The sequence below is a fragment of the Sphaerisporangium aureirubrum genome (genome assembly GCF_042658925.1).
Classification (GTDB): domain Bacteria; phylum Actinomycetota; class Actinomycetes; order Streptosporangiales; family Streptosporangiaceae; genus Sphaerisporangium; species Sphaerisporangium aureirubrum.
This window is the reverse complement of record NZ_JBHSRF010000073.1, coordinates 14683-35401: the sequence shown is the minus strand read 5'-3', so window position 1 is coordinate 35401 and position 20719 is coordinate 14683. Positions and strand designations below refer to the sequence as shown.

The 20719-nt window shown below is 73.9% G+C and carries 18 protein-coding genes; 9 read left to right on the top strand and 9 right to left on the bottom strand.

The window, feature by feature from the left end; translation table 11 throughout:
• Positions 1–337 precede the first annotated feature (337 nt).
• Positions 338–1066, top strand: coding sequence for a creatininase family protein (locus ACFP1K_RS32685; protein ID WP_380760664.1), 729 nt, complete (start codon positions 338–340; stop codon positions 1064–1066).
• Here ACFP1K_RS32685 and ACFP1K_RS32680 read toward each other — a convergent pair.
• The 5 genes from ACFP1K_RS32680 to ACFP1K_RS32660 all read right to left on the bottom strand — a co-directional run bounded on the left by ACFP1K_RS32680 (position 1042) and on the right by ACFP1K_RS32660 (position 5469).
• Positions 1042–2097, bottom strand: a complete 1056-nt coding sequence (locus tag ACFP1K_RS32680; protein WP_380760662.1) for a lysylphosphatidylglycerol synthase transmembrane domain-containing protein — start codon at positions 2095–2097, stop codon at positions 1042–1044. The genes ACFP1K_RS32685 and ACFP1K_RS32680 overlap by 25 nt on opposite strands.
• Entirely contained in the window at positions 2094–2918 is an 825-nt protein-coding gene (locus ACFP1K_RS32675) for an SAM-dependent methyltransferase (protein WP_380760659.1), read from the bottom strand. The genes ACFP1K_RS32680 and ACFP1K_RS32675 overlap by 4 nt, the downstream gene beginning before the upstream one ends.
• Complete coding sequence (locus tag ACFP1K_RS32670; RefSeq protein WP_380760657.1) at positions 2915–4006, bottom strand: glycosyltransferase family 4 protein; 1092 nt, start codon at positions 4004–4006, stop codon at positions 2915–2917. Before ACFP1K_RS32670 ends, ACFP1K_RS32675 begins: the two co-directional genes overlap by 4 nt.
• Positions 4007–4067: 61 nt before the next feature.
• The gene (locus ACFP1K_RS32665; protein WP_380760655.1) at positions 4068–4466 is read right to left on the bottom strand and encodes a 6-pyruvoyl trahydropterin synthase family protein; all 399 of its coding nucleotides are present in this window, start codon (positions 4464–4466) and stop codon (positions 4068–4070) included.
• Between the two features lie 4 nt (positions 4467–4470).
• Positions 4471–5469, bottom strand: coding sequence for a zinc-dependent alcohol dehydrogenase (locus tag ACFP1K_RS32660; protein WP_380760653.1), 999 nt, complete (start codon positions 5467–5469; stop codon positions 4471–4473).
• 110 nt (positions 5470–5579) lie between these two features.
• Here ACFP1K_RS32660 and ACFP1K_RS32655 point away from each other — a divergent pair, with 110 nt between their 5' ends.
• Both ACFP1K_RS32655 and ACFP1K_RS32650 read left to right on the top strand, forming a co-directional pair.
• A complete protein-coding gene (locus ACFP1K_RS32655) occupies positions 5580–6311 on the top strand; it encodes a CDP-alcohol phosphatidyltransferase family protein (RefSeq protein WP_380760651.1) in 732 nt (243 codons plus the stop codon).
• A gap of 74 nt (positions 6312–6385) precedes the next feature.
• Positions 6386–8929, top strand: a complete 2544-nt coding sequence (locus tag ACFP1K_RS32650) for a hypothetical protein (RefSeq protein WP_380760648.1) — start codon at positions 6386–6388, stop codon at positions 8927–8929.
• A 106-nt stretch (positions 8930–9035) separates the two neighbouring features.
• Here ACFP1K_RS32650 and ACFP1K_RS32645 read toward each other — a convergent pair whose 3' ends face one another.
• Positions 9036–10493: an amidohydrolase family protein gene (locus tag ACFP1K_RS32645; RefSeq protein WP_380760645.1), complete on the bottom strand. Its 1458-nt coding sequence runs from the start codon at positions 10491–10493 to the stop codon at positions 9036–9038.
• Between the two features lie 190 nt (positions 10494–10683).
• Between ACFP1K_RS32645 and ACFP1K_RS32640 the strand changes: the two genes are divergently transcribed.
• The 6 genes from ACFP1K_RS32640 to ACFP1K_RS32615 all read left to right on the top strand — a co-directional run bounded on the left by ACFP1K_RS32640 (position 10684) and on the right by ACFP1K_RS32615 (position 15912).
• Positions 10684–11493, top strand: a complete 810-nt coding sequence (locus tag ACFP1K_RS32640) for an IclR family transcriptional regulator domain-containing protein (protein ID WP_380760677.1) — start codon at positions 10684–10686, stop codon at positions 11491–11493.
• 87 nt (positions 11494–11580) lie between these two features.
• The gene (locus ACFP1K_RS32635) at positions 11581–12768 is read left to right on the top strand and encodes a CaiB/BaiF CoA transferase family protein (protein WP_380760642.1); all 1188 of its coding nucleotides are present in this window, start codon (positions 11581–11583) and stop codon (positions 12766–12768) included.
• A complete protein-coding gene (locus ACFP1K_RS32630) occupies positions 12765–13673 on the top strand; it encodes a citryl-CoA lyase (protein ID WP_380760639.1) in 909 nt (302 codons plus the stop codon). Before ACFP1K_RS32635 ends, ACFP1K_RS32630 begins: the two co-directional genes overlap by 4 nt.
• Positions 13674–13706: 33 nt before the next feature.
• Entirely contained in the window at positions 13707–14570 is an 864-nt protein-coding gene (locus ACFP1K_RS32625) for a DODA-type extradiol aromatic ring-opening family dioxygenase (protein ID WP_380760636.1), read from the top strand.
• Entirely contained in the window at positions 14567–14929 is a 363-nt protein-coding gene (locus tag ACFP1K_RS32620; protein WP_380760633.1) for a hypothetical protein, read from the top strand. Before ACFP1K_RS32625 ends, ACFP1K_RS32620 begins: the two co-directional genes overlap by 4 nt.
• 8 nt (positions 14930–14937) lie before the next feature.
• Positions 14938–15912 carry a zinc-binding dehydrogenase gene (locus ACFP1K_RS32615; RefSeq protein ID WP_380760630.1) on the top strand — a complete coding sequence of 325 codons (975 nt, stop codon included), beginning with the start codon at positions 14938–14940 and terminating at the stop codon, positions 15910–15912.
• On the opposite strand, the gene ACFP1K_RS32610 is transcribed toward ACFP1K_RS32615, so the two are convergent.
• From ACFP1K_RS32610 to ACFP1K_RS32600, 3 genes are all read right to left on the bottom strand, one after another.
• Positions 15909–17231: an RNA polymerase sigma factor gene (locus ACFP1K_RS32610; protein ID WP_380760627.1), complete on the bottom strand. Its 1323-nt coding sequence runs from the start codon at positions 17229–17231 to the stop codon at positions 15909–15911. The genes ACFP1K_RS32615 and ACFP1K_RS32610 overlap by 4 nt on opposite strands.
• Before the next feature lie 14 nt (positions 17232–17245).
• Complete coding sequence (locus tag ACFP1K_RS32605; protein ID WP_380760624.1) at positions 17246–17599, bottom strand: YciI family protein; 354 nt, start codon at positions 17597–17599, stop codon at positions 17246–17248.
• A gap of 100 nt (positions 17600–17699) precedes the next feature.
• Positions 17700–20714, bottom strand: coding sequence for an FAD-dependent oxidoreductase (locus ACFP1K_RS32600; protein WP_380760675.1), 3015 nt, complete (start codon positions 20712–20714; stop codon positions 17700–17702).
• Positions 20715–20719 lie beyond the last annotated feature (5 nt).

Genomic DNA, 20719 nt, shown 5'->3' with positions numbered 1-20719 from the left:
TGGTCGCCGCGATCGAGCCGCGCGTCCTGGCCGTCGCGATCGAGTGAGCCGTCACGGTCGAACGAGCTGTCACGGCCGAGTGAGCCGTCACGGCCGAGTGAGCCGTCACGGTCGAACGAGCCGTCGCGGTCGAGCAAGTCGTCACGGCCGGAACGGTCCTCCCGGTCCCGGCGGTCGTGCCGGTCGTCGCGGTCGTGCCGGCCGGGTGCCTCCCGGCGTTCCTCGTCCGTGCCGCCCCTGCCCGCCAGATGCTCGCCGCGTCGTCTCACGTCCACCACCACTCTCCTGCGGCTTCCGTTGTTGCGCGTTCGGGCGCGACGCCGCAGGCTGGCGCACTATGAACGACTCCGCCTATCTGCTGCCGACGACCACGACCGCCGACGAACGGGAGCGGGGCGCCCGCGTGGCGCTGCTGCCGGTCGGCAGCTTCGAGCAGCACGGGCCTTTCCTCCCCCTGGCGACCGACACCGTCATCGCGTGCACGATCGCCGGTGCGCTGGCCGCCGCCTATCCGGCGCTCCGTCTGTTGCCGCCCGTCACCATCTCGTGCTCGCACGAGCACGAGAACGACGCCTGGCCCGGGACCGTCAGCATTTCTGCCAGGACACTTTACGCCGTTATTCATGACATTGCGGACTCTCTTGCCAGATCCGGGATTAATCGGCTGATCCTCGTCAATGGGCACGGCGGGAACTACGTGCTGGGCAACGCCGTCCAGGAGGCCGCCGGGAAGGGACGGCGGATGGGCCTGTTCCCCGGGCCCGCCGACTGGGACGCCGCGCGGGCCGCCGCGGGCCTTGAGTCCTCGTCGTGGGGCGACATGCACGCGGGCGAGCTGGAGACGTCCGTCCTGCTGCACGCCCACCCGGAGCTGGTGCGCCCCGGGCAGGAGTCCGCCGACCACGACGCCGGCGACCGGCCTCACCTGCTCACCCTGGGCATGGCCGCGTACACCGAGTCCGGTGTCATCGGGTGGCCGTCGCTGGCCACGGCCCACAAGGGCAAGGCGCTCGTCGCCGCCCTGGTCGAGTCCTTCAACGATCACCTCACCGTCCTCGACGCCTGATCGGGGGCACGGGCGGGGCCGCCGTCCCGTTCGGCCCGCCCTCCGGTGCCGCGGCGCAGGACCAGCACCGCGGCGCCGGGGAGGCTGGCGACGAGTGTGAGCAGGCCGTAGACCACGGCGGCCGTGAGGCCCTGCTGCGCGCCGAGACCCACGGCGCCGAACGCCGCCGCGGAGAACGCCTCCCGGGGGCCCCAGCCGCCGACGTTCACCGGCAGGGCCATGACCAGCAGCGCGAGCAGCATCAGCGGCAGCAGCCGCCAGACCGGCGCGGCCGAGCCCGCGGCGCGCACCGCGACCAGGAACAGCGTGAGATGCCCGGCCAGCGCCCCGGCGGACAGGGCCAGCACGCCCGGCCAGGCGTTCCTGGCGAGCAGCCCCCGGCGCACGTCCGTCAGGGAGGTGGCGAGCGCGCGGCGCCAGCGGACGGCGCGCTCGCCCCGAACCGCCCAGACGGCCAGCGCGACCACGGCGGCGGTCCCGGCCAGCACGGCGGCGGCGAGCCCGGCGCCCGGCAGCAGGTCACCCACCACGGCGGCGGCCAGCGAGGGCTCGGCGGCCAGCATGGTGAGCCCGGCCGCGATCAGCACCACCTGGCCTCCGGTACGTTCCAGCACGACGGCACGCACGCCCCGGCCGACGTCGCCGACCTTGCGTCCGTGCTCGACCGCGCGGTGCGCGTCGCCGAGCACCCCCGCCGGGAGCACCGCGTTGAGGAACAGCGCGCGGTAGTAGTCCGCGACGGCGGTGGGCAGCGGCAGCGGCAGGCCGAGGCGGTGCGCCACCAGGGACCACCGCCAGACGCTGAGCACGGTGGTCAGCAGGCCGATGCCGAGCGCGGCCAGCACCTCGGGGGCGCCGACCACGGCGAACGCGTCGACGAACGCCCCGGTGCCGAGCCGTGCGGCGAGCACCGCCAGGATGGCCGCCCCGGCGGCCGTCCGCACCCACGGGCCGAACCTTGGCCAGGCCCGCCGCACCTGGGGCGGTGCCGCCGGGAGGTGCACCCGGCGCAGGACCGCGGCCCGGCTCACGGGCGCGGGCCCGGGAGGGCGAGGAGGTCGTCGTGGTGGACGGTGACGCGCAGGCCGCCCTCGGTGCAGGCGGCGAGCCTGCGGCGCAGGTAGGGCCCGGCGTCCGGCGCGAGGTCCGGGCGCTGCTCGACGGCGGCGCCGGCCCAGCCGCGCAGCCACTCGGCGGTCAGCGCCCTGTGCTCCGGGCCGAGCCGCCACGGGCTGGCGGCGGTGCGCACGGTGGCGCCGCGCGCGGCGAAGGCTGTGGCCGCGACGGCGACCGCGTCCGGCCCGAGCAGCCTGCGGCCCTCGGTGACCCGGCGCTGGTGGTCGTCGAACGCGGCGGCGATCTCCGGGTCGAGCGGGTCCGCCGGGTCCAGCTCCACCCGGCCCGCCACCGAGATGCCGAGCAGCGCCGCGCACCCGGCTTCCACGCAGGCGGCGGCCAGTGCGTCCACCTCTCCCGCGGTGAGCAGGTCCAGCAGCGCCGACGCGGTGACCAGCGAGGTTCCCGCGAGGTCCTCCGCACGCAACCCGGTGACGTCCCGCCGCTCGGCGCTGACCACCACCTTGGGACCGTGCCCGTTCCGCTCGCCGAGGCTCGCGGCGGCCAGGGCGAGGAGTTCGGGGTCGTTGTCGTGCAGGATCCAGTGCTGGGGGCCGGGCAGGCGGGGCGACAGCCAGCGGCCCATGGCGCCGGTGCCGCAGCCGAGGTCGCGGACGACCAGGGGGGCCAGGGGGAGGTGGGCGAGCAGCGGGGGGAGCAGGACGTCGGCGCGGGCCGCGGTGTCGGCGGGTTCGCGCAGGGCCAGCCATTCGGGGGTGTAGCGGTGCTCGGTCACAGGGAGGGCCGCCGTCCGAGCCGGTCCAGCAGGTCCGCCAGGAGTCGTGAAGTGCTCTCCCATCCGCTCAGCATGTCACGCCTTTCGTAGGCAGATTTCCGGATGCGATGGCGTAGGTCCGGTTCGCCCAGCCAGCGGCGTACGGCGACCGCCAGGGCCATCGCGTCCTCCGGCGGCACCAGCATGCCCGGCACCCCGCCGCCCGAGGCGAGCCCGAGCGTGGAGGGCAGCGCGTCCGCGGTGGTGGTCAGCACGGGCACGCCACGGGCCAGGGCCTCGGTGACGACCATGCCGTAGGTCTCCCGGCGGGAGGGCAGGACCACCAGGTCGGCCTCGGCGTACCGGGCGTCCAGGCCGGGGCCGGTGTGCGGGCCGGTGAGCGTGATCCGCTCGGTCAGTCCGTGCTCGGCGACGAGGTCGCGGAGCCAGGCGACGTAGGCGGGGTCGCGGTCCAGGCTGCCCGCGAACTCACAGGTCCACGGCAGGCCGGCCAGCGTGCCGAGCGCCCGGACGAGCAGGTCGTGGCCCTTGCGCGGGGTGACGGCGGCGACGCACAGCAGGTGCGAGGCGCCGTCGGTGCCCGGGGCGAGCGGCGCGGGATCGGTGCCCGGCGGGACGGCGTGCACCCGGTCCGGCCGCAGGCCGTGGTGCTCGGCGATTCTGCGCGCGGCCCACCGGCTGGTGGCCACCACGGCGGCGGCCACCCGCAGCGTCTCCCGCTCGGCGGCGTCCAGCTCGGCGGCCACGGCGGGCGCCAGTCCCGTCTCGTCGGCCAGCGGCAGGTGCACCAGGACGGCGAGCGTCAGCCGTCCCGCGTGCGGCACCACGGCCTCGGGCACCCCGCACGCCACCAGCCCGTCCAGCAGCACCACCCCGCCGTCAGGCACCCCGGCGAGCGCCCGCGCCAGCTCCGCGCGGCCGGCGGGCTCCGGCCGCGGCCAGGCGCCGGGCAGCGGGATCTCCCGCACCTCCCGCCCCAGCGCGGCGAGCCCCAGGCAGACCCGCCGGTCGTAGATGTTGCCCCCGCTCGGCACCGCGGCGTCGTCCACGTCCCCGGGCAGCACGACGTGCACCGCCGTCCCGCTCATCGCGCACGCTCCCGGCCGCGCGGAGCGGCTTCGGTGCTCACCGGGCGCATGGGCCCGCCCCTCACAGGTCGCGCTCGTAGCTCGCCCAGGCGATGTGCGACTCGCGCAGCGTGACCGTGATGCCGGTCAGGCCGCGGGCCTGCTCCCCGAGGTCACCGGCGTGGACACGAGCGGCCAGGCGGTCGGCGATGACCTTGGCCAGGAACTCGGTGGAGGTGTTGACGCCGGCGAAGTCCGGCTCGTCGTCCAGGTTGCGGTAGTTCAGCGCGGCCACGACCGCCGACAGCTCCCGGGTGGCGAGGCCGATGTCGACCACGATGTTGTCGGTGTCCAGCTCGGGGCGGCGGAACGTGGCGTCCACGACGAACGTCGCGCCGTGCAGGCGCTGCGCGGGGCCGAACACCTCGCCGTGGAAGCTGTGGGCCACCATCAGGTGATCGCGGACGGTGATGCTGAACAACGGGTCATCCTCCAGGACGGTCGTGACCCTCGGGCGGGTCGTAGACGACGCGGTGACACAGGCCGGGCAGGTCACCACTGGTCATACGGGAGAGGACCGCGGGGAGTTCATCGAAGGAGGATTCGCTGGTGACCAACGCGTCGAACGCGGGGTCCGCCAGCAGGCGCAACGCCAGCGACAGCCGCTCGGCGTAGGTGCGGCGGCGGGCCGGGGACACCGTGCCCACCTGGCTGGCCCGGATGGTGAGGCGGCGGGAGTGGAAGGCCTCGCCGAGCGGGACCGCGGGCCGCCGGTCGCCGTACCAGCTCAGCTCGATCACGGTGCCCTCGGCCGCGAGCAGTTCGAGGGACCTGGTGAGGCCCGCCTCGGTGGCGCTGGCGTGCACGACCAGGTCGCACTCCCCCTCGGCCCGGTCCGGCGTGGCGAATCCCACGCCGAGGGCCGCGGCGAGGGCCGCGCGCGACGGGTCGACGTCCACCAGCTGGACCCGCGCCCCGGGAACGCCGGCGAGCAGCCGGGCCACCGAGCAGCCCACCATGCCCGCCCCGACCACCGCGATCCTGTCGCCGACCAGCGGCGCGGCGTCCCACAGCGCGTTCACCGCGGTCTCCACCGTCCCGGCGAGCACCGCCCGCGCGGCGGGCACGCCGGGCGGGACCGGGATCACCGCGCCGACGGGGACCACGTACCGGGTCTGGTGCGGGTAGAGGCAGAAGACGGTGCGGCCCGGCCAGCCGGGCGGGCCCTCCTCGACGACGCCCACGCTGAGGTAGCCGTACTTGACCGGGGCCGGGAAGCCGCCTTCCTGGAAGGGCGCCCGCATCACCTCGTGCTGGCTCTCCGGCACGCCGCCGCGGAACACGAGCGTCTCGGTGCCCCGGCTCACTCCGGAATAAAGAGCGCGGACCCGGACGTCACCGTCGCAGGGCGGCGGTACCGCGACCGTCCGGATCTCACCCCTGCCGGGCGAGGCGAGCCAGAAAGCGCGGGCGTCGCGCTCCATCGGCGATCCTCGGCAATCGTGAGTTCTCGGGATTCGCCCAATTTCGGGCAGGTCTAGGGCAATGATATGGGACGCGCCAGGTCCGGGGCGCGAGAGAGCGGGAGGTGCGGGTGGCCACACTCGATTGGCGGGGCACGGGAATCACGGTACGGGAACCGGCTGTCGGAGTGGCGGCGCAGATCGTGCTGCTCGCCGGGCTGTGGATCGTGGTGGGCCTCGGCCCGGCGGCCTGGGTCGCCGGGACCACGTACGCCGTGATCCTCTCGGCCATCCTCACCTACGCCCTGCTGCGCTCCCGCGCCCGTTCCCTCGGCCCGGCGGGCCGTGTCACGCTGGCCCGCGCCGAGCTGGTCGGCGGCGTGACGGCGCTGGTGACGATGTTCCGGATGGGCAAGGACGCCCCCGTCGAGCTGCTCGTGGCGCTGGCCGCCGTCGCACTGATCCTGGACGCGGTGGACGGCCACGTGGCCCGGCGCACCGGCACGGTGTCCGCCCTCGGCGCGCGGTTCGACATGGAGGTCGACGCGTTCCTGATCCTCGTGCTCAGCGTCTTCGTGGCCGGCACCGCGGGCGCGTGGGTGCTCGCCATCGGCCTGATGCGCTACGCCTTCGCCGCCGCGGCCTGGGCGGCCCCCTGGCTGCGCGCCCCCCTGCCACCGAGCTTCGCGAGGAAGACCGTGGCCGCCCTCCAGGGCATCGTCCTGGTGGTGGCGAGCGCCCGCGTCCTCCCCCCCACCGCCGTGACCACCCTGGTCGCCGCCGCCCTCGCCCTGCTCACCTGGTCCTTCGGCCGCGACGTGCTGTGGCTGTACCGCAACCGCACGACCCCCGCCCCGGCCTGACCCAACGGAGGCTCCCGCCGTCGGTGCCCCTTGGGGGGACTGACATTCCGGGCGGACAGGCGCACGGTGGGGTCATGGCGACACCTGAGGGGCACGAAGAGCTGTATTGGCGGGTACGGGCACGGATCCTCGGACGGCATTTCGCGGTGGGGACGCGGAGCCGGGTGAACATCGTGTCGAGCCGCAACAGCATGGGCGGGATCCTCCCGGACGGGCTGCCGGCGGATGTCGTGGACACGCTCCTCCGGTGGAACGTCACGGTGTACGGGGACGAGAATCCCCTGCTCTGGTCGAGCAGGCTGCTGGCGGCGGTGGCGGTGGAGCACCAGCTGGGGCACCCGCAGGCGGAGCGGATCGCGGTGGCGGCGCTGGACACGTTCGACTCGCTGTACCGGTTCCGGCGGGGGGACGACTTCGACGGGTACGTGCTGCGCTGGGACCCGGTGATCTCCTCGCGGTGGGTCACCGTGGAGGGCGGCGAGTACTCCGGGGCGTTCCTGGTGGACCCGGAGCGGGAGGAGTACCTGTACTGCACGCCGCACCGCGACCCCCGGCACACGCCGACCCGGAGCCCGGAGACGCTGGAGCGGCTGCTGTCCCGGGTGCAGCGCGAGCAGTACCTCCGGGCGTGGCAGGCCCACGACCACGCGTACCGGAGCTGGGAACCGTCGATGGACGAGATCGTCGGCCTGGTCGCGTCGTACGCGGTGCTGCACGAGCTGATCCCCACCCCGGCGGTGCGCTCCCGCGTCACGGCGCAGGTCACCCGGCTGGCCGCGTACCTCGCCGAGCACGCGTACCTGCTGGTGCGGCCGGACGGCGGGCTGACCACGCGCGGCTCCACCGGGGTGCTGCCCGCGCTGGAACACCCCCTGGCCCGGGTGTTCGAGCGGATCACCGGCACCGCCCATCCGGCCAGGACCGACTTCCCGGGCGCCATGCGCAAGGCGGGGTACTGGGACCAGTTGCAGGGGCCGGTCGACAAGATGGCGGCGGGTGTCGTCATCGCCCAGCTCGCGCCGTCGTCGCTGCCGGCCCCGTGGGTGAACGGCGGCGAGTTCGTCGCGACGCTCCTGCACCACGTGATCGTGGCGGCGCCCGCCCAGGCGCCGCCGGCGATCCAGGCGGCCCTGCCGATGATCCAGGCCGCGCTGCCGAGGTCGCTCGGCCTGTACGCGCACCGCGACATCTTCGACGTCGACCAGCAGGACGAGCCCGCGGTGGCGCACCTGCTCATGGCCCTCCCGCCCGCGCTGCGCCTGCGGGTGCTCGCCGACGTGCTGACCCTCGTGCCGTCGTCCGGGCTGGAGATCGTGCGCGGCCTCCTGCCGCATCTCGGGGTGGCGGCCCTCGGGGACCCCGACCCGCTGGTCGCCTCCGAGTACCTGCGCCTGATGGCCGACTGGCGCCTGCGCCCGCCTGCCCCGGACCGGACCGACCGGCTCGACAGCTGCTTCGCCTCCGCCGTCGCGTTACTGCACGGGATGGGCGCCGAGGAGGAGGCCAGGCTGGTCGAGCTGCTGAACCTCCGGCACGACGCCATCCTGGCCGCGGGCCCCGAATGCCTGGCGGTGAGCGGGGACAGGGAGAACGTCGACCCGGGCCTCGACTACCTCGCGGGCCTCGCCCTCGCCTGGCTGTACGCCCGGCGCCGCGCCGGCGCCGGCATCCCCGTCATCACACCCGGCTTCCCCGTGCCGCCGTCCCCGCGCGCCACCTGGCCCGGGGTGCCGCTGCCCGGCGAGGTGCGCGCCCGCCTGCCGTGGATCGCCGGCCTGCTGGGCGTCCCGGCCTCCGGCGGCGACGTCGACCTGTTCGACGGCCCGGTGACCACGGCCAAGCCGGCCGGCGCGCCGCTGGTCCTGCCGCCGAACAAGGGATTCGTGCCCGTGGACCGGGCGCAGGTGTTCGTGCGCGACACCGCGGGCGACGTCCCGACGGGGATCACCCTCGAACCGGGCGACGAGCTGGAGATCACCGCGACGGGCACCATCACCGCACCGGAGTTCCTGGCCGCGCCAAGCGACGCCGGCGGCTGGTACGTCGTGGACGACGCCCGGTTCCCGCTGCACAGCGGCCTCGACCCCGTCTCGGCCCGCAAGTACGCGCTGCTCGGCCGCCTCGGCGGCTACTTCTTCGCCGGTACTCACTACGGCCCGTACCGGTTCGTCTACGACCGCCCGTTACCTCTCTACCTGCGGGTCAACATCGACGACCACACCAGGGGCGCCGGGCGGGGCGGCTTCAACGTCCGGATCGAGGTGCGGGGCACTCCACGCCAGAGGGGCGCGGCCTTCCAGGTGGAGGTGCCCGACGTGATGGAGGCCGGGTCCACGCACCGCGTCACCGTGATGTTCCTCAACAGGGGCAGCGCGTGGGAGCTCTCCGACGGCTACCGCATCGTCCCGTGCCCCGGCTCCGACCCGGTCTGGTCGGCCGGCGGCGCGCCGCTGACCGCCCCCGTCGCCCCGCACGGCCTGGCGGTCTTCACCCTCGACGTGACGGCCCCCGCCACCCTCGGCACCTTCCAGATGGGCTGGACCCTCATCGGCGGCGCCTCCCCCGACTTCGCCGTCACCAGTCCCCTGCGGGCCGTCCAGGTCGTCACGCCGCGCTGAAGCACGTGGGGCGCACGGGCCCCTCCTCTCCCGGGGATGGACAGGAGGGGCCGCGTGCGTGCCTCCTCTCCTATGGGGGCCGCGGAGAGGAGGGTGGGACAGCGGGTCACTGGGAGTTCGCGGCGCTCCAGTCGGTGTAGGTGTAGGGGTTGTCGTGGACGGTGACCTTGGGGACCTCGGGGTTCATGCCGGCGGTCCAGGCGTCCTCGCCCATGGTGGTCATCAGGTGCTCGACGGTGTTCTCGACGGCGCGGCGGGCGGGGGCCAGGTCGATGCCGACGAGGCGGTGGTCGTGCTTGACCACGCGGCCGTTGACGAGGACGGTGTGGACGTCGCCGCGCTGAGCCTGGAAGACGACGTGGCCGTAGGGGTTGAGCAGCGGGAACATCACGGGGGACGCGTCGTTCTTGATGAGGACGACGTCGGCCTTCTTGCCGGGCTCAAGGCTGCCGACCGACGAGTCCAGGCCGAGGGCCTTGGCGCCGCCGCGGGTCGCCCAGTCCACCACGTCCTCGGCGCGCAGGACGCAGTGGGTGACGGTCTCGGTGCGGCCGTGGGCCTCCAGGTGCTCGCGGGAGCGGTCGGCGCTCAGGGTGGAGCGCATCGCGGAGAACAGGTCGCCGCTCCACCACACGCTGGTGTCCATCGACAGCGACACCGGGATGCCGTAGCGGCGCAGCTGCCAGCTCGGCGGGTAGCCCTGGCCGGCGCTCTGCTCGCTCTCGGTGGAGACCGACACCGAGCCGCCGGTGGCGGCGATGCGGTTGTAGGAGTCGGGAGTGAGCGTCGCCGCGTGCACGTAGACGGTGGACGGCGTCATGAAGCCGTTCTCGTGCATCAGGCGGATGCCGTCGTCGTTGGTGGCGCCCCACACGCCCGCGTGGGTGGTGACGGGCGCGCCGAGCTCGCGGGCCACCTCGAAGGCGGCGCGCTCGGGGAAGGCGGGGTCGCCGGTGACGTCGAACGCCATCTGGAAGCCGAGCATGTCGCCGCGGCCGTGGACGCGGCGGTCGACGAAGTCGCGGAACTCCGGCGCGGCCGACCACTCCCAGGGGGCGGCCTGGATGTTGCCGTACGCGAGGACGTACCGGCCGGGCACGCTCTCCAGCGCGTCCACGGCGGCGTCGGCGTGGTCGATGGTCTGCAGGCCGTGCGACCAGTCGACCAGCGTGGTGACGCCGGCGTCGACGGCCTCGACGGCCGACAGCAGGTTGCCCGCGTACACGTCCTCGGGGCGGAAGATCTTGCCCCACTCCAGGTAGTACCAGACGAAGTACTGGGTGAGGGTCCAGTCGGCGCCGTAGCCGCGCATCGCGGTCTGCCACAGGTGGCGGTGGGTGTCGACCATGCCGGGCATGACGATGCCGCCGGTCGCGTCGATCTCCAGCGCGCCGTCGGGGGCCGCGAGGCCGTGCCCGACGGCCTCGACGCGCTCGCCGATGACCAGCACGTCGGCGTCGCGCAGGACGGTGTGCCGGTCGTCCATGGTGAGCACGGTGCCGCCCCGGAACAGCACGGGCCTGCCAGGGTCGAGGTCGCCGGTACCCGGGGTCGCAGCGCTCATGCCGCCCCACTCTCCCTGCATCATCGGACAGTCGTCCGTATGGCGGTCAAGAAATAATGATGTAACAATGAGGCGAGCGGAATGCCATGTCAATAGTCCTTTTCCCGCTCTGGCCGCTGTGCGGACACCACACCCCCGTCCGAATTAAAGTCGTACGCGTCCCCTCCCCCGAGTGAACGAGAGAACCGCCATGGCGCGCCAGCAGACCGGGCCCGACTTCATCGAGGCCCTCGCCCGCGGGCTCGACGTGATCAGGGCGTTCGAGGCGGGACGCCCGGTCATGTCGCTCACCGAGGTGGCGACCGCCGCGGGCCTCGCCCGGCCGACCGCCCGGCGCATCCTGCTGACCCTGCAGGAGCTCGGGTACGCCCGCCCCGAGCGCGGCGGGTACGCGCTGACCCCCCGGGTGCTGGAGCTCGGTGTGGCCTACGTGCGCTCGATGAGCCTGTGGGAGGTCGCCCGGCCGCACATGGAGCACCTGGTGGCCCGCACCGGCGAGTCCTCCTCGATCGCCCAGCTCGACGGCCCCGACATCGTGTACGTGGCCCGGGTCGCCGTTCCCAAGATCGTCACGCTGGCGGTCGGCATCGGCACCCGCTTCCCCGCCCTGCAGACGTCCCTCGGCAAGGTCCTGCTCGCCGGGCTGTCGCCGGCCGACGTGGACCAGGTGCTGGCCGAGCCCAGCCGCTCGGGGGTGACGCCCCGCTGGCGGCCCGGCGCCGAGGAGCGCGACGCGGTGCTGAGGGAGGTGCGGGCCAAGGGCTGGGCGATCACCGACCAGGAGCTCGCGCTCGGCATCCGGTCGGTGGCCGCGCCGCTGCGCGACGGCGACGGGCGGGTCATCGCGGCGCTGAACGTCAACGCGCACGCGGCCGAGACACCGGTGGAGAAGCTGGCCGAGGAGCACCTTCCGCTGCTGCTTCGCACCGCCGGGGCGATCGGCGCCGACTGGGCGCGCCACCAGTCCGTGCCGCAGGTCACCATGGGCACGGCCTCCTGACCGGCTTGACATCGGCGGCGCGGCGGCAACAGACTCACAAAAAACGGACCACTGTCCGTCTGGTGGACGAGAGGACTCTTCGCTCTGATGACAGCCTTCGACGACAGCGCCGCCCCGCCCCCGCGCGGGCCACTGTCGGGACTGCTCGTGGCGGACTTCTCCCGGGTTCTGGCCGGGCCGTACGCCACGATGCTGCTGGCCGACCTCGGCGCCGAGGTCGTCAAGGTGGAGAGTCCCGGCGGCGACGACACCCGCACCTGGATGCCCCCCGTCCGCGACGGCGTCTCGACGTACTACCTCGGCGTGAACCGCAACAAGCGGTCCATCGCCCTGGACCTGACCGACCCCGCCGATCTCGAGGTGGCGCAGGAGCTGGCCCGCCGCGCGGACATCGTGCTGGAGAACTTCAAGCCCGGCGGCCTGCGCAAGTACGGCCTGGACCACGCCACGGTGAGCGCGGGCAACCCCAAGGTGGTGTACGCCTCCATCAGCGGCTTCGGCTCCGGCGCCGGGGCGTCCATCCCCGGGTACGACCTCATCGTCCAGGCCATGTCCGGCCTGATGAGCCTCACCGGCGACCCCGACGGGCCGCCGTACCGCGCGGGCATCTCGGTGTTCGACGTGATCACCGGCCTGCACGCCACCATCGGCGTGCTCGCCGCGCTGCACCACCGCGCCGAGACCGGCAAGGGGCAGCACGTCGAGGTCAACCTGTTCTCCTCGGCGCTGTCCGGCCTGGTCAACCAGTCCAGCGCGGTCGCGGCGGGCGGCGTGGTGCCGTTCCGCATGGGCAACTCGCACCCCAGCCTGTTCCCCTACGAGCCGCTGCCCACCGCCGACGGCGACCTGATCATCACCTCGGGCAACGACGGCCAGTTCCGCAAGCTGTGCGCCGTGCTCGGCGTGCCCGAGCTGGTGGACGACCCGCGTTTCCAGCACAACCAGGACCGCACCGCCAACCGCGAGGAGCTGCGCCCGCTGCTGGTCGAGCGGCTGCGCACCCGTCCCAAGATGGAGTGGTTCCGCGACCTGACCGCCGCGGGCGTGCCGTGCGGGCCGATCAACACCGTGGACGCCGGGGTCGCGTTCGGCCAGGAACTCGGCCTGGAGCCGGTGGTGGAGGTCGGCGAGGGCGACCGCATGGTGCCGTCCATCCGCAACCCCATCACGTTCTCCGCCTCCCCCGCCCGTTACGACCTGCCGCCGCCCCGCCTCGGCGAGCACGGCGCGGAGATCAGGGAATGGCTGGCCAAGCCCGCCGGGGAGGCGTCGTGACGGACAACGGCCTGAGCTTCCCCACCTCCCTCGGCACCTCCGACCCGACGACCATCCGGCTGCTCGGCCAGGACCTGTCGGCCGACCTGATGGGCAAGGTCGGGTTCGGCGAGCTGGCGTTCTGGCTGGTGGCCGGGCGGCGGCCCACGCCGCAGGAGACCCGGGTTTTCGAGACCGTGCTGGTGGCGCTGGCCGACCACGGCTTCACGCCGACCGCCATCGCCGCCCGGCTGACCTACCTCAGCGCGCCGGACTCCGTCCAGGGCGCGCTGGCGGCGGGCCTGCTCGGCGGCGGCTCGCGGTTCCTCGGGGTCACCGAGGACTGCGGCCGGTTCCTCGCCGACGTGCTCGCCGCGCACGACGGCCCGCTCCCCGCCGACGACGAGGGCTTCGACGCGCTGGCGCTGGCGGCGATCACCGAGGCGCGCGCGGCCCGCAGGCTGGTCCCCGGCCTCGGGCACCCCGTGCACAAGGTCCAGGACCCCCGCACCCCCGTGCTGCTGGACATCGCCGAGCAGGAGGGCCTGCGCGGCCCGCACCTGCGGCTGTTCGAGGCGATCGGGCGGGTGCACCCGCGGGTGCTCGGCCGCACGCTGCCGCTGAACGGCGCCGGGGTGTGCGGGGCCGCGCTGGCCGACCTCGGCCTGCCCGTCGACCTGCTGCGCGGCTTCGCGCTGCTCGCCCGCGCGGCGGGCCTGCTCGGCCACATCGCCGAGGAGCGGCGGAACCCCATCGGCATGGACGTCTACCTGGCGGTCGACCGCAACGCCGTGTACACCGCCGAGCCCGGGGACGCCACATCCGACGGCTCCGGCGCGGCACCCGCCGGTTCCGCCCGCCCCCCAGTACCCACCGAGCCCCCCGGGACGGCCGGCGGCACGGCACCGCCGTCCAGCACGTCCTGACCGGCCCTACCTGACCGGACTTCCGGAGGTCCCATGGCAACTCTGGCCGCGGTGATCGCGTCGACGCATCACCCCTTCTACTACAAGGCCAGCACCGCACCACCCGACGAGCGGCCGCCCTTCGCCGACGAGTGGGTGGCGAAGATCACGGCGTTCCGGGAGACCCTCACCCGGGCCAGGCCGGACGTGCTGGTGATGGTCGGGTCCGACCACTTCCACCAGCTCTGGCTGGACAACATGCCGCAGTTCCTCATCGGCAAGGCGCCGTTCTACGACGCCGGGTACTACAACGAGGAGCGGGAGTTCGGCCTGCCGCGCATGCTGCTGCGCGGCGACGAGGACCTGTCGTCCCACATGCTGCGCGGCGGCATCGACGCGGGGTTCGACCTCGCGTTCAGCAACGAGCTGCGCATCGACCACAGCATCACCTGCCCGATCATCACGCTGCGGCCGGAGGCGGACCTGCCGATCGTCCCGGTCTACACCAACATCTTCGCGCCGCCGCTGCCGCAGCCGAAGAGGTTCGTGCAGCTCGGCCAGATGATCCGCGAGCTGGTGGAGTCCTGGCCGAGCGACCTGCGGGTGGCGGTCATCGGGACCGGTCACCTGTCCCTGGAGCTCGGCGGGCCGCGCCAGTTCGGGCCGCACGGCCCCGACCCGGAGTTCGACCGCAAGGCCGTCGAGTGGATCGCGAGCGGCGACATCGAGCGCAGCCTGGCCGAGGTGACGCTGGACAGCCTGTGGACGCCGGGCAACGCCACCCACGGCTTCATGGACTTCATGCTGATGATGGGTGTCGCGGGCGCGGGGGCGAAGGCCGACCACGTGGACACCCTCGACCTGTTCCACACCATGGAGGCGTACTTCACCTGGTACCCGAGCGGAGCGCCGGAATGAGCAAGTACCTCGTCGACAAGTTCCTGTTCACCGTCGACCGCGACCCCGAGCTGGTCGAGCGCTACCGCGAGGACCCCAAGGGCACGGTCGCCTGGTGGGAGGCCGAGCGGGCCAACTCCATCCTCAACTGCCACAGCGGCGAGGCCAGCACGTGGCTGAAGTTCGAGGACGCCGAGCGGGAGGCGCTGGCCGAGCACGACTACGTCAAGCTGTTCGAGCTCGGCGCGCACCCGTTCCTCACGCTGACGCTGTTCATCGCGATGTTCGAGCGGGACCACGACGAGCCGCTCGGCTTCCAGCTGGCGTACGCCGCCCGGCTGGCGCACTTCAACCTTCCTTATCCCGACATAGCCACCTGAGAGGTGCCATGCGCGCCGCGTTCATCCAGGAGTGCGGGCGGCCGCCCGAGGTCGCCGCGCACGACGCCGTACGCCACGACGGGGACGCCGTAGTCGCGGTGACCGCGGCGCCGATCACCCCGCTGGACGTCCTGTGCGCCACCGGCACCTCGTACTTCGGCCGCCCCGTCCTGCCGTACGTCCCCGGCGTGCAGGGCGTGGGCGTCGTCGAGGAGGCCACCGGCCTGGCCCCCGGCACACGGGTGTGGTTCCCCACCGACGCCGGCATGCGCCCCGGCGACGGAAGCATGGCCCGCCGCTGCGTGGTCTCCGAGTCCGACCTGGTGATCCTCCCCGACGAGGTCGACGACCTGCTCACCGCCGCCCTGGGCCTCTCCGCCGTCGCCGCCTGGGCCGCCCTGACCTGGCGCGCCGGCCTGCGGGCGGGCGAGCAGGTGGTGGTGCTGGGCGCCGGCGGCGTGGTCGGCCAGGTCGCCGTCCAGGCGGCCCGGCTCCTCGGTGCCCGCCGCGTGGTGGCCGTCTGCCGCCCCGGCACCGCCGAGGACCGGGCCCGGGCGGCGGGCGCCGACGCCGTGGTCACCGTCGCCCCCGGCGACGACGCCCCCACCCTGGCCAAGCGCCTGTCCGAGGAGGTGGACGGCGGCATCGACGTGGTGATCGACCCCGTCTTCGGCGTCCCCGCCACCGCCGCCACCCGCCTGCTGGCCCCGCGCGGCCGCCTGGTCAACCTGGGCAGCCTGGCGGGCGAGACCGCCACCTTCGACTCGGCGACCCTCCGCGGCCGCTCCGCCGCCATCCTCGGCTACACCAACAACGAGCTCTCCGCCCCCCGCAAGGGCGAGATCCTCCGCGAGGTCCTCACCCACGCCGCCGCCGGCCACATCCACGTGACGTACGAGCCCGTCCCCCTGGACGCCATCTCCGAAGCCTGGACCCGCCAGGCGAACGGCACGGCACCGAACCGCCTGGTCGTCATCCCTTAACGACCGGACGGCCCCGGCGTGACCGGTTCAGACGGATCCTGGGGACGGCGGGACAGCAGGACGGTGTCGCGGTTGCGGCGCAGATGGGTGCGTTCGGCGGTGTTGGTGGTGAGGGACATCGCGGTGTCGTAGGCCTGGGACGCCGCCTGGAAGTGGCCGAGGCGGCGGAGCAGGGTGGCCCGGATGGCGTGGGACAGGTGGTAGGTGTCCAGGCTGAGGGACTCCACGATGGCCAGGGCCTCCTTCGGGCCGTGTACCTCGGCCACGGCCACGGCGCGGTTGAGGGCCACCACGGGGGTCGGGGTCAGCGTCAGGAGCAGGTCGTACAGCTGGAGGATCTGGGACCAGTCGGTGGCGGCGGCGGTGGGGGCGTCGGCGTGGACGGCGTTGATCGCGGCCTGCACCTGGTAGGGGCCGGGGTGGTCGCGGCGCAGGCAGCGCCGGACGAGGTCCTGGCCCTCGGCGATCAAGGCGCGGTCCCAGCAGGCGCGGTTCTGCTCGGGGAGGGGGACCAGGTCGCCGCCGGAGGTGGTGCGGGCGGGGCGGCGGGACTCGATCAGCAGCATCAAGGCCAGCAGGCCCAGCGCCTCGGGCTCGTCCGGCATCAACTCGGCCAGCACGCGGCCCAGGCGGATGGCCTCCGCGCACAGGCCGGCGCGGGTCAGGTCGTCGCCCGAGCTCGCCGTGTAGCCCTCGTTGAAGATCAGGTACAGCACCGCCAGTACGGCGCGCAGGCGCTCCGGGAGGTCGGCTTCGGCGGGGACGCGGTAGGGGATGCGCGCGTCGCGGATCTTGGCCTTGGCGCGGGCCAGCCGCTGGGCCATGGTCGGTTCGGGGATCAGGAAGGCCCGGGCGATCTGGGGGGTGGTCAGGCCACCGAGGAGCCGGAGGGTCAGTGCGACCTGGGCGGCGGGGGCCAGGGCGGGGTGGCAGCAGGTGAAGATCAACCGGAGGCGGTCGTCGCGCACGGGGCCCTCCTCGGCCGGTTCGTCGCGGGTGTGGAGGAGAGCGGCCTCGGCGTGCCGGTCCGGGCGGGACGCCTCGCGGCGCAGGCGGTCGATCGCGCGGTTGCGGGCGGTGGTGATGATCCAGCCGGCGGGGCTCGGCGGCGTCCCCGTGGACGGCCACGACCGGACGGCCGTCGTGAAGGCGTCCTGGACCGCCTCCTCGGCGAGGTGGATGTCACCGAGGACGCGGACCAGGACGGCCACCGCGCGGCCGTACTCGGCGCGGAAGACCCGGTCGATCTCCGCCGCGGAGGTGGCCTCCGTGCCGCCGGGATTCGCCGGGGCGCCGCCGGCCCGCGCGGTGTCCTCCATGCCGCCGGGGGGCGTCAGGCGCCGACGCCGTGGAAGGGGCGCACCTCGATGGGGAGCAGGCCGATCGCCTCGGCCAGCTTGCGGCCCCAGCCGAGCGCGGCGTCCAGGTCCGGCGCCTGGATGATGGTGAAGCCGCCGATGTGCTCCTTGCCCTCGGTGTACGGGCCGTCGGTCATCAGCACGTCGCCGTCCTTGGGCCTCAGCACGGTGGCGGTGGCCGGGTCGTGCAGGGCGCCGTTGAACACCCAGGCGCCGGCCTCCTTCATCTCACGGTTCAGCGCGGCCAGCCTGCGCATGATGGGGTCCATCACCTCGGGGCCGGGGGCGGGGCCGTCGGGCTGGTAGATGGTGAGCATGTAGTGCTGCATATGGTCGTTCCCTCCATGCGGGTCGCGAGGTGTGTTCTCACCTCCTACACGAACGGGATGCCGGGTTCTCGACAATCACGTGCCGGGATTTCTCCGCCCGCTACCTGACCACACCCTCCAGGTAGCGGGCGAGCGCGTCCAGGGTGGGGAGCCGGTAGAGCAGGGTCAGCGGCACGGGCCGGCCGAGCCAGCCGGTCAGCTCGGCGTGCAGCTCCGCCATGGCCAGGGAGTCCAGCCCGTGCTCGTCGATCGGCCGGCAGGGGTCGACGTCCCGCTCAGGACGGCCAAGGTGACATGCGACATGACACACCAGCCACTCCCTGATCTCACCGGCAGCCAGCACGGCTCCGGCTCCGGCCCCCGGACGGGCGCCGCCCGCCTCACAAACACCCTCCGCCTCACGGACATCCTCCGCCCCACGGACATCCTCCGCCCCACGGACATCCTCCGCCCCACGGACATCCTCCGCCCCACGGAGATCCTTCGCCTCACGGAGATCCTCCGGCCCACGGAGATCCTCCGCCTCACGGAGATCCTCCGCCTCACGGAGATCCTCCGCCTCACGGAGATCCTCCGGCCCACGGAGATCCTCCGGCCCACGGAGATCCTCCGCCCCACGGGTCCCCTCCGCCCCACGGATCCCCTCCGCCTCGCCAAGGTCGCTCGCCTCGGGGATCCGCGTCCCGTCCACCTCCGGGGCGCGTACCTCGGGCGCCGGGGCCGTCCCTGTCTCAGGGGCGGTCGTGGCAGGCGTGGCGGCGGGGAGGCCGGGGGTCGCGGCGGTGAAGAAGCGGCGGACCATGTCGTGGGCGTAGGCCACGTTGGTCTCGATCAGTTCGAAGGCGAGCAGGCTGCCCGCGTGGTAGGTGTGCTCGCTCCCCTGCGCCCGCTCGATCCGGTCGAAGATCCCGCCCGCCACGTCGCCGCTGCCGAAGTACGGCATGAACGGCCACCGGTCGACCTGGATCACCTCCTCCAGGAACCCGCCGATCCCGGCCATCCCCTCCTCGACCAGGGCGGCGTCGTCCACACCCTCCGCGCCGTAGCAGTAGCAGGTGCAGACGTCCTGGTCGGCGTACCTGCTGTGGTAGCCGACGAGCCCTCCGGCGCCGCCGCCCGGGGACGGGAACAGGTAGAACCCCTCCCGGGGCACGCCGGAGACCCGGCACAGCACCGTGCGGTAGTCCACGGTCCTGATCCGCGAGGCGACGTCGCGCTCCAGCGCGGTGAGGTCCAGCACGGGCGCCAGACGGTCGACGGGGACGGTCAGCACCAGCGCGTCCGCGTCCACCACGCCAGAGCCGGTGCGCACGGTGACGCCGTCGGCGTGACGCTCGATCGACTCGATCCGCACGCCGACCCGCACGTCGTCCAGCTCCTCGGCCACCCGCCGCCACAGCCGGGCGAAGCCGCCCTTGACGGTGAAGGTGCCCGAGCGCCGGTCCAGCGCGCCGTTCCCCGGAATCAGACCCGTCATTTCCGCATATTTCATGAAATAGAGGGCTGGGACGTCGGCCGCGCCGTACCCCGCGCTGGTGAAGCCGGTCCCGAGCGCCTCCCCCAGCTCGGCCATCCCGTTCTCCCGCAGCCACACCGGCAGCGGCCGGGCCAGCGCGGCGGCGCTGTGCGCGAGCCCGGGGCGCCCGATGAGCGGGAAGTACTCCGCCCGCAGCCGGTGGTAGCGCCCCGCCACCTCCGGCGGAGGGAGCGGCACGGGCCCGATCCGCCCCGTGACCGTGTCGTACACCAGGGCCGGGGTGGTGGGCTCGGTCTCGATGCCGAGCTCGCAGGCCAGCCCGAGCAACTCGGTGTACCGCGTCGTGCAGATGTGCGCGCCGAGGTCGTAGACGTGGCCGCCGACCCGCACCGAGGCCGCCTTGCCGGCGATCTCCGGCGCGCTCTCCAGGACCACGACCCGGTGGCCGAGGCGCTCCAGGTCACGGGCGACGGTGAGGCCGCTCGCCCCCGCGCCGATCACGCAGACGGTCCGCCGGTTCCGCTCGGCGGGGGTGACGGTCACGCGCACGCGGGGCCGTTCCCGCTCCGGCCGGGGCGGCGCGGCGCGGCCGGTGCGGGCGGCGTGGGCGGCGCGGTAGAGCAGGGCGCGCAGGTGGTTGACCGACGCGGTCTCGTGCGGGGAGCGCGCCAGGGCGATGCCGAGTCCCTCGGGCGCCACGGAGGGGTCGAACAGCAGCTCGTCCCCGGTGACGCCGTCCAGCAGGCCGTCGAACCGCACGGTGGCCACCGTCCGGTACGGGTACCGCTCCCCCTGCCAGTCCCGGGACGGGTCCAGCGCGGCGCGGTTGGCCTCCGCGTCGTCGCCGAGCGGGTGGCGCTGCGTCTGCAGGAGCATCCGGAAGCCCCCCTCGGCCACCCGGACCCGCATGTCGTTCCACAGCAGCGACGGAGGCCGGTCGTCGTCCGGGTCGCGTTCCAGGGACCCCGGCGGGACCGGCGGGAAGCGCCGGTCACCGGGGTCGTAGGCGCCGCGGTCCGGCGCCGCCTCGCCGGGCACGACCCGATAGCGGACCAGTTCCGGCCCGCCGTCCGGGGTGACGTGCAGGCGGGGCGCCTGGGAGTGGTAGTGGTACGAGGCGAAGGACACAGGCTCGCGGATCTGGTCCCACAGCGCCGACCGCATCCCGGGATACTCGCGGTCCAGCGCCTCCAGCTCCTCCTCGGTGTCGCGCAGGAACCGCGCGTACGCCGCCGCGCTGGGCACGGCCATCCGCCGTCCGGTGATCAGGGTCAGGTTGAACGGCGACCGCGCCGGGTCGTCCGGAGCCCGCGGGTCGAGGAACGTCAGCGAGAGGCCGCGCACGTCGGGGGCGACGTCGTCGGACGAGGTGGCGTTGCTGAACCGCGCCGCGATGGGATATCGCTGTCCCGGCGCGAAGAACGGGTGCGCGGTCGCCCCCGGCACCTCGGTGAACACGACCCGCCCCCGCACCCCCACCGAGTCCGCGTAGAGGAACCGCCGCCCCGTCGCCCGCGTCCCCCTGATCGCCGCCCCGAACCCCTCCAGCACCGCCCGGAAGTCCTCGTCCACGTCCTGCAGCCCCGGATCCCCCGCCCACGCCGACCCCAGCACCCCCGGCGCCACATCCCACCCCATCACGA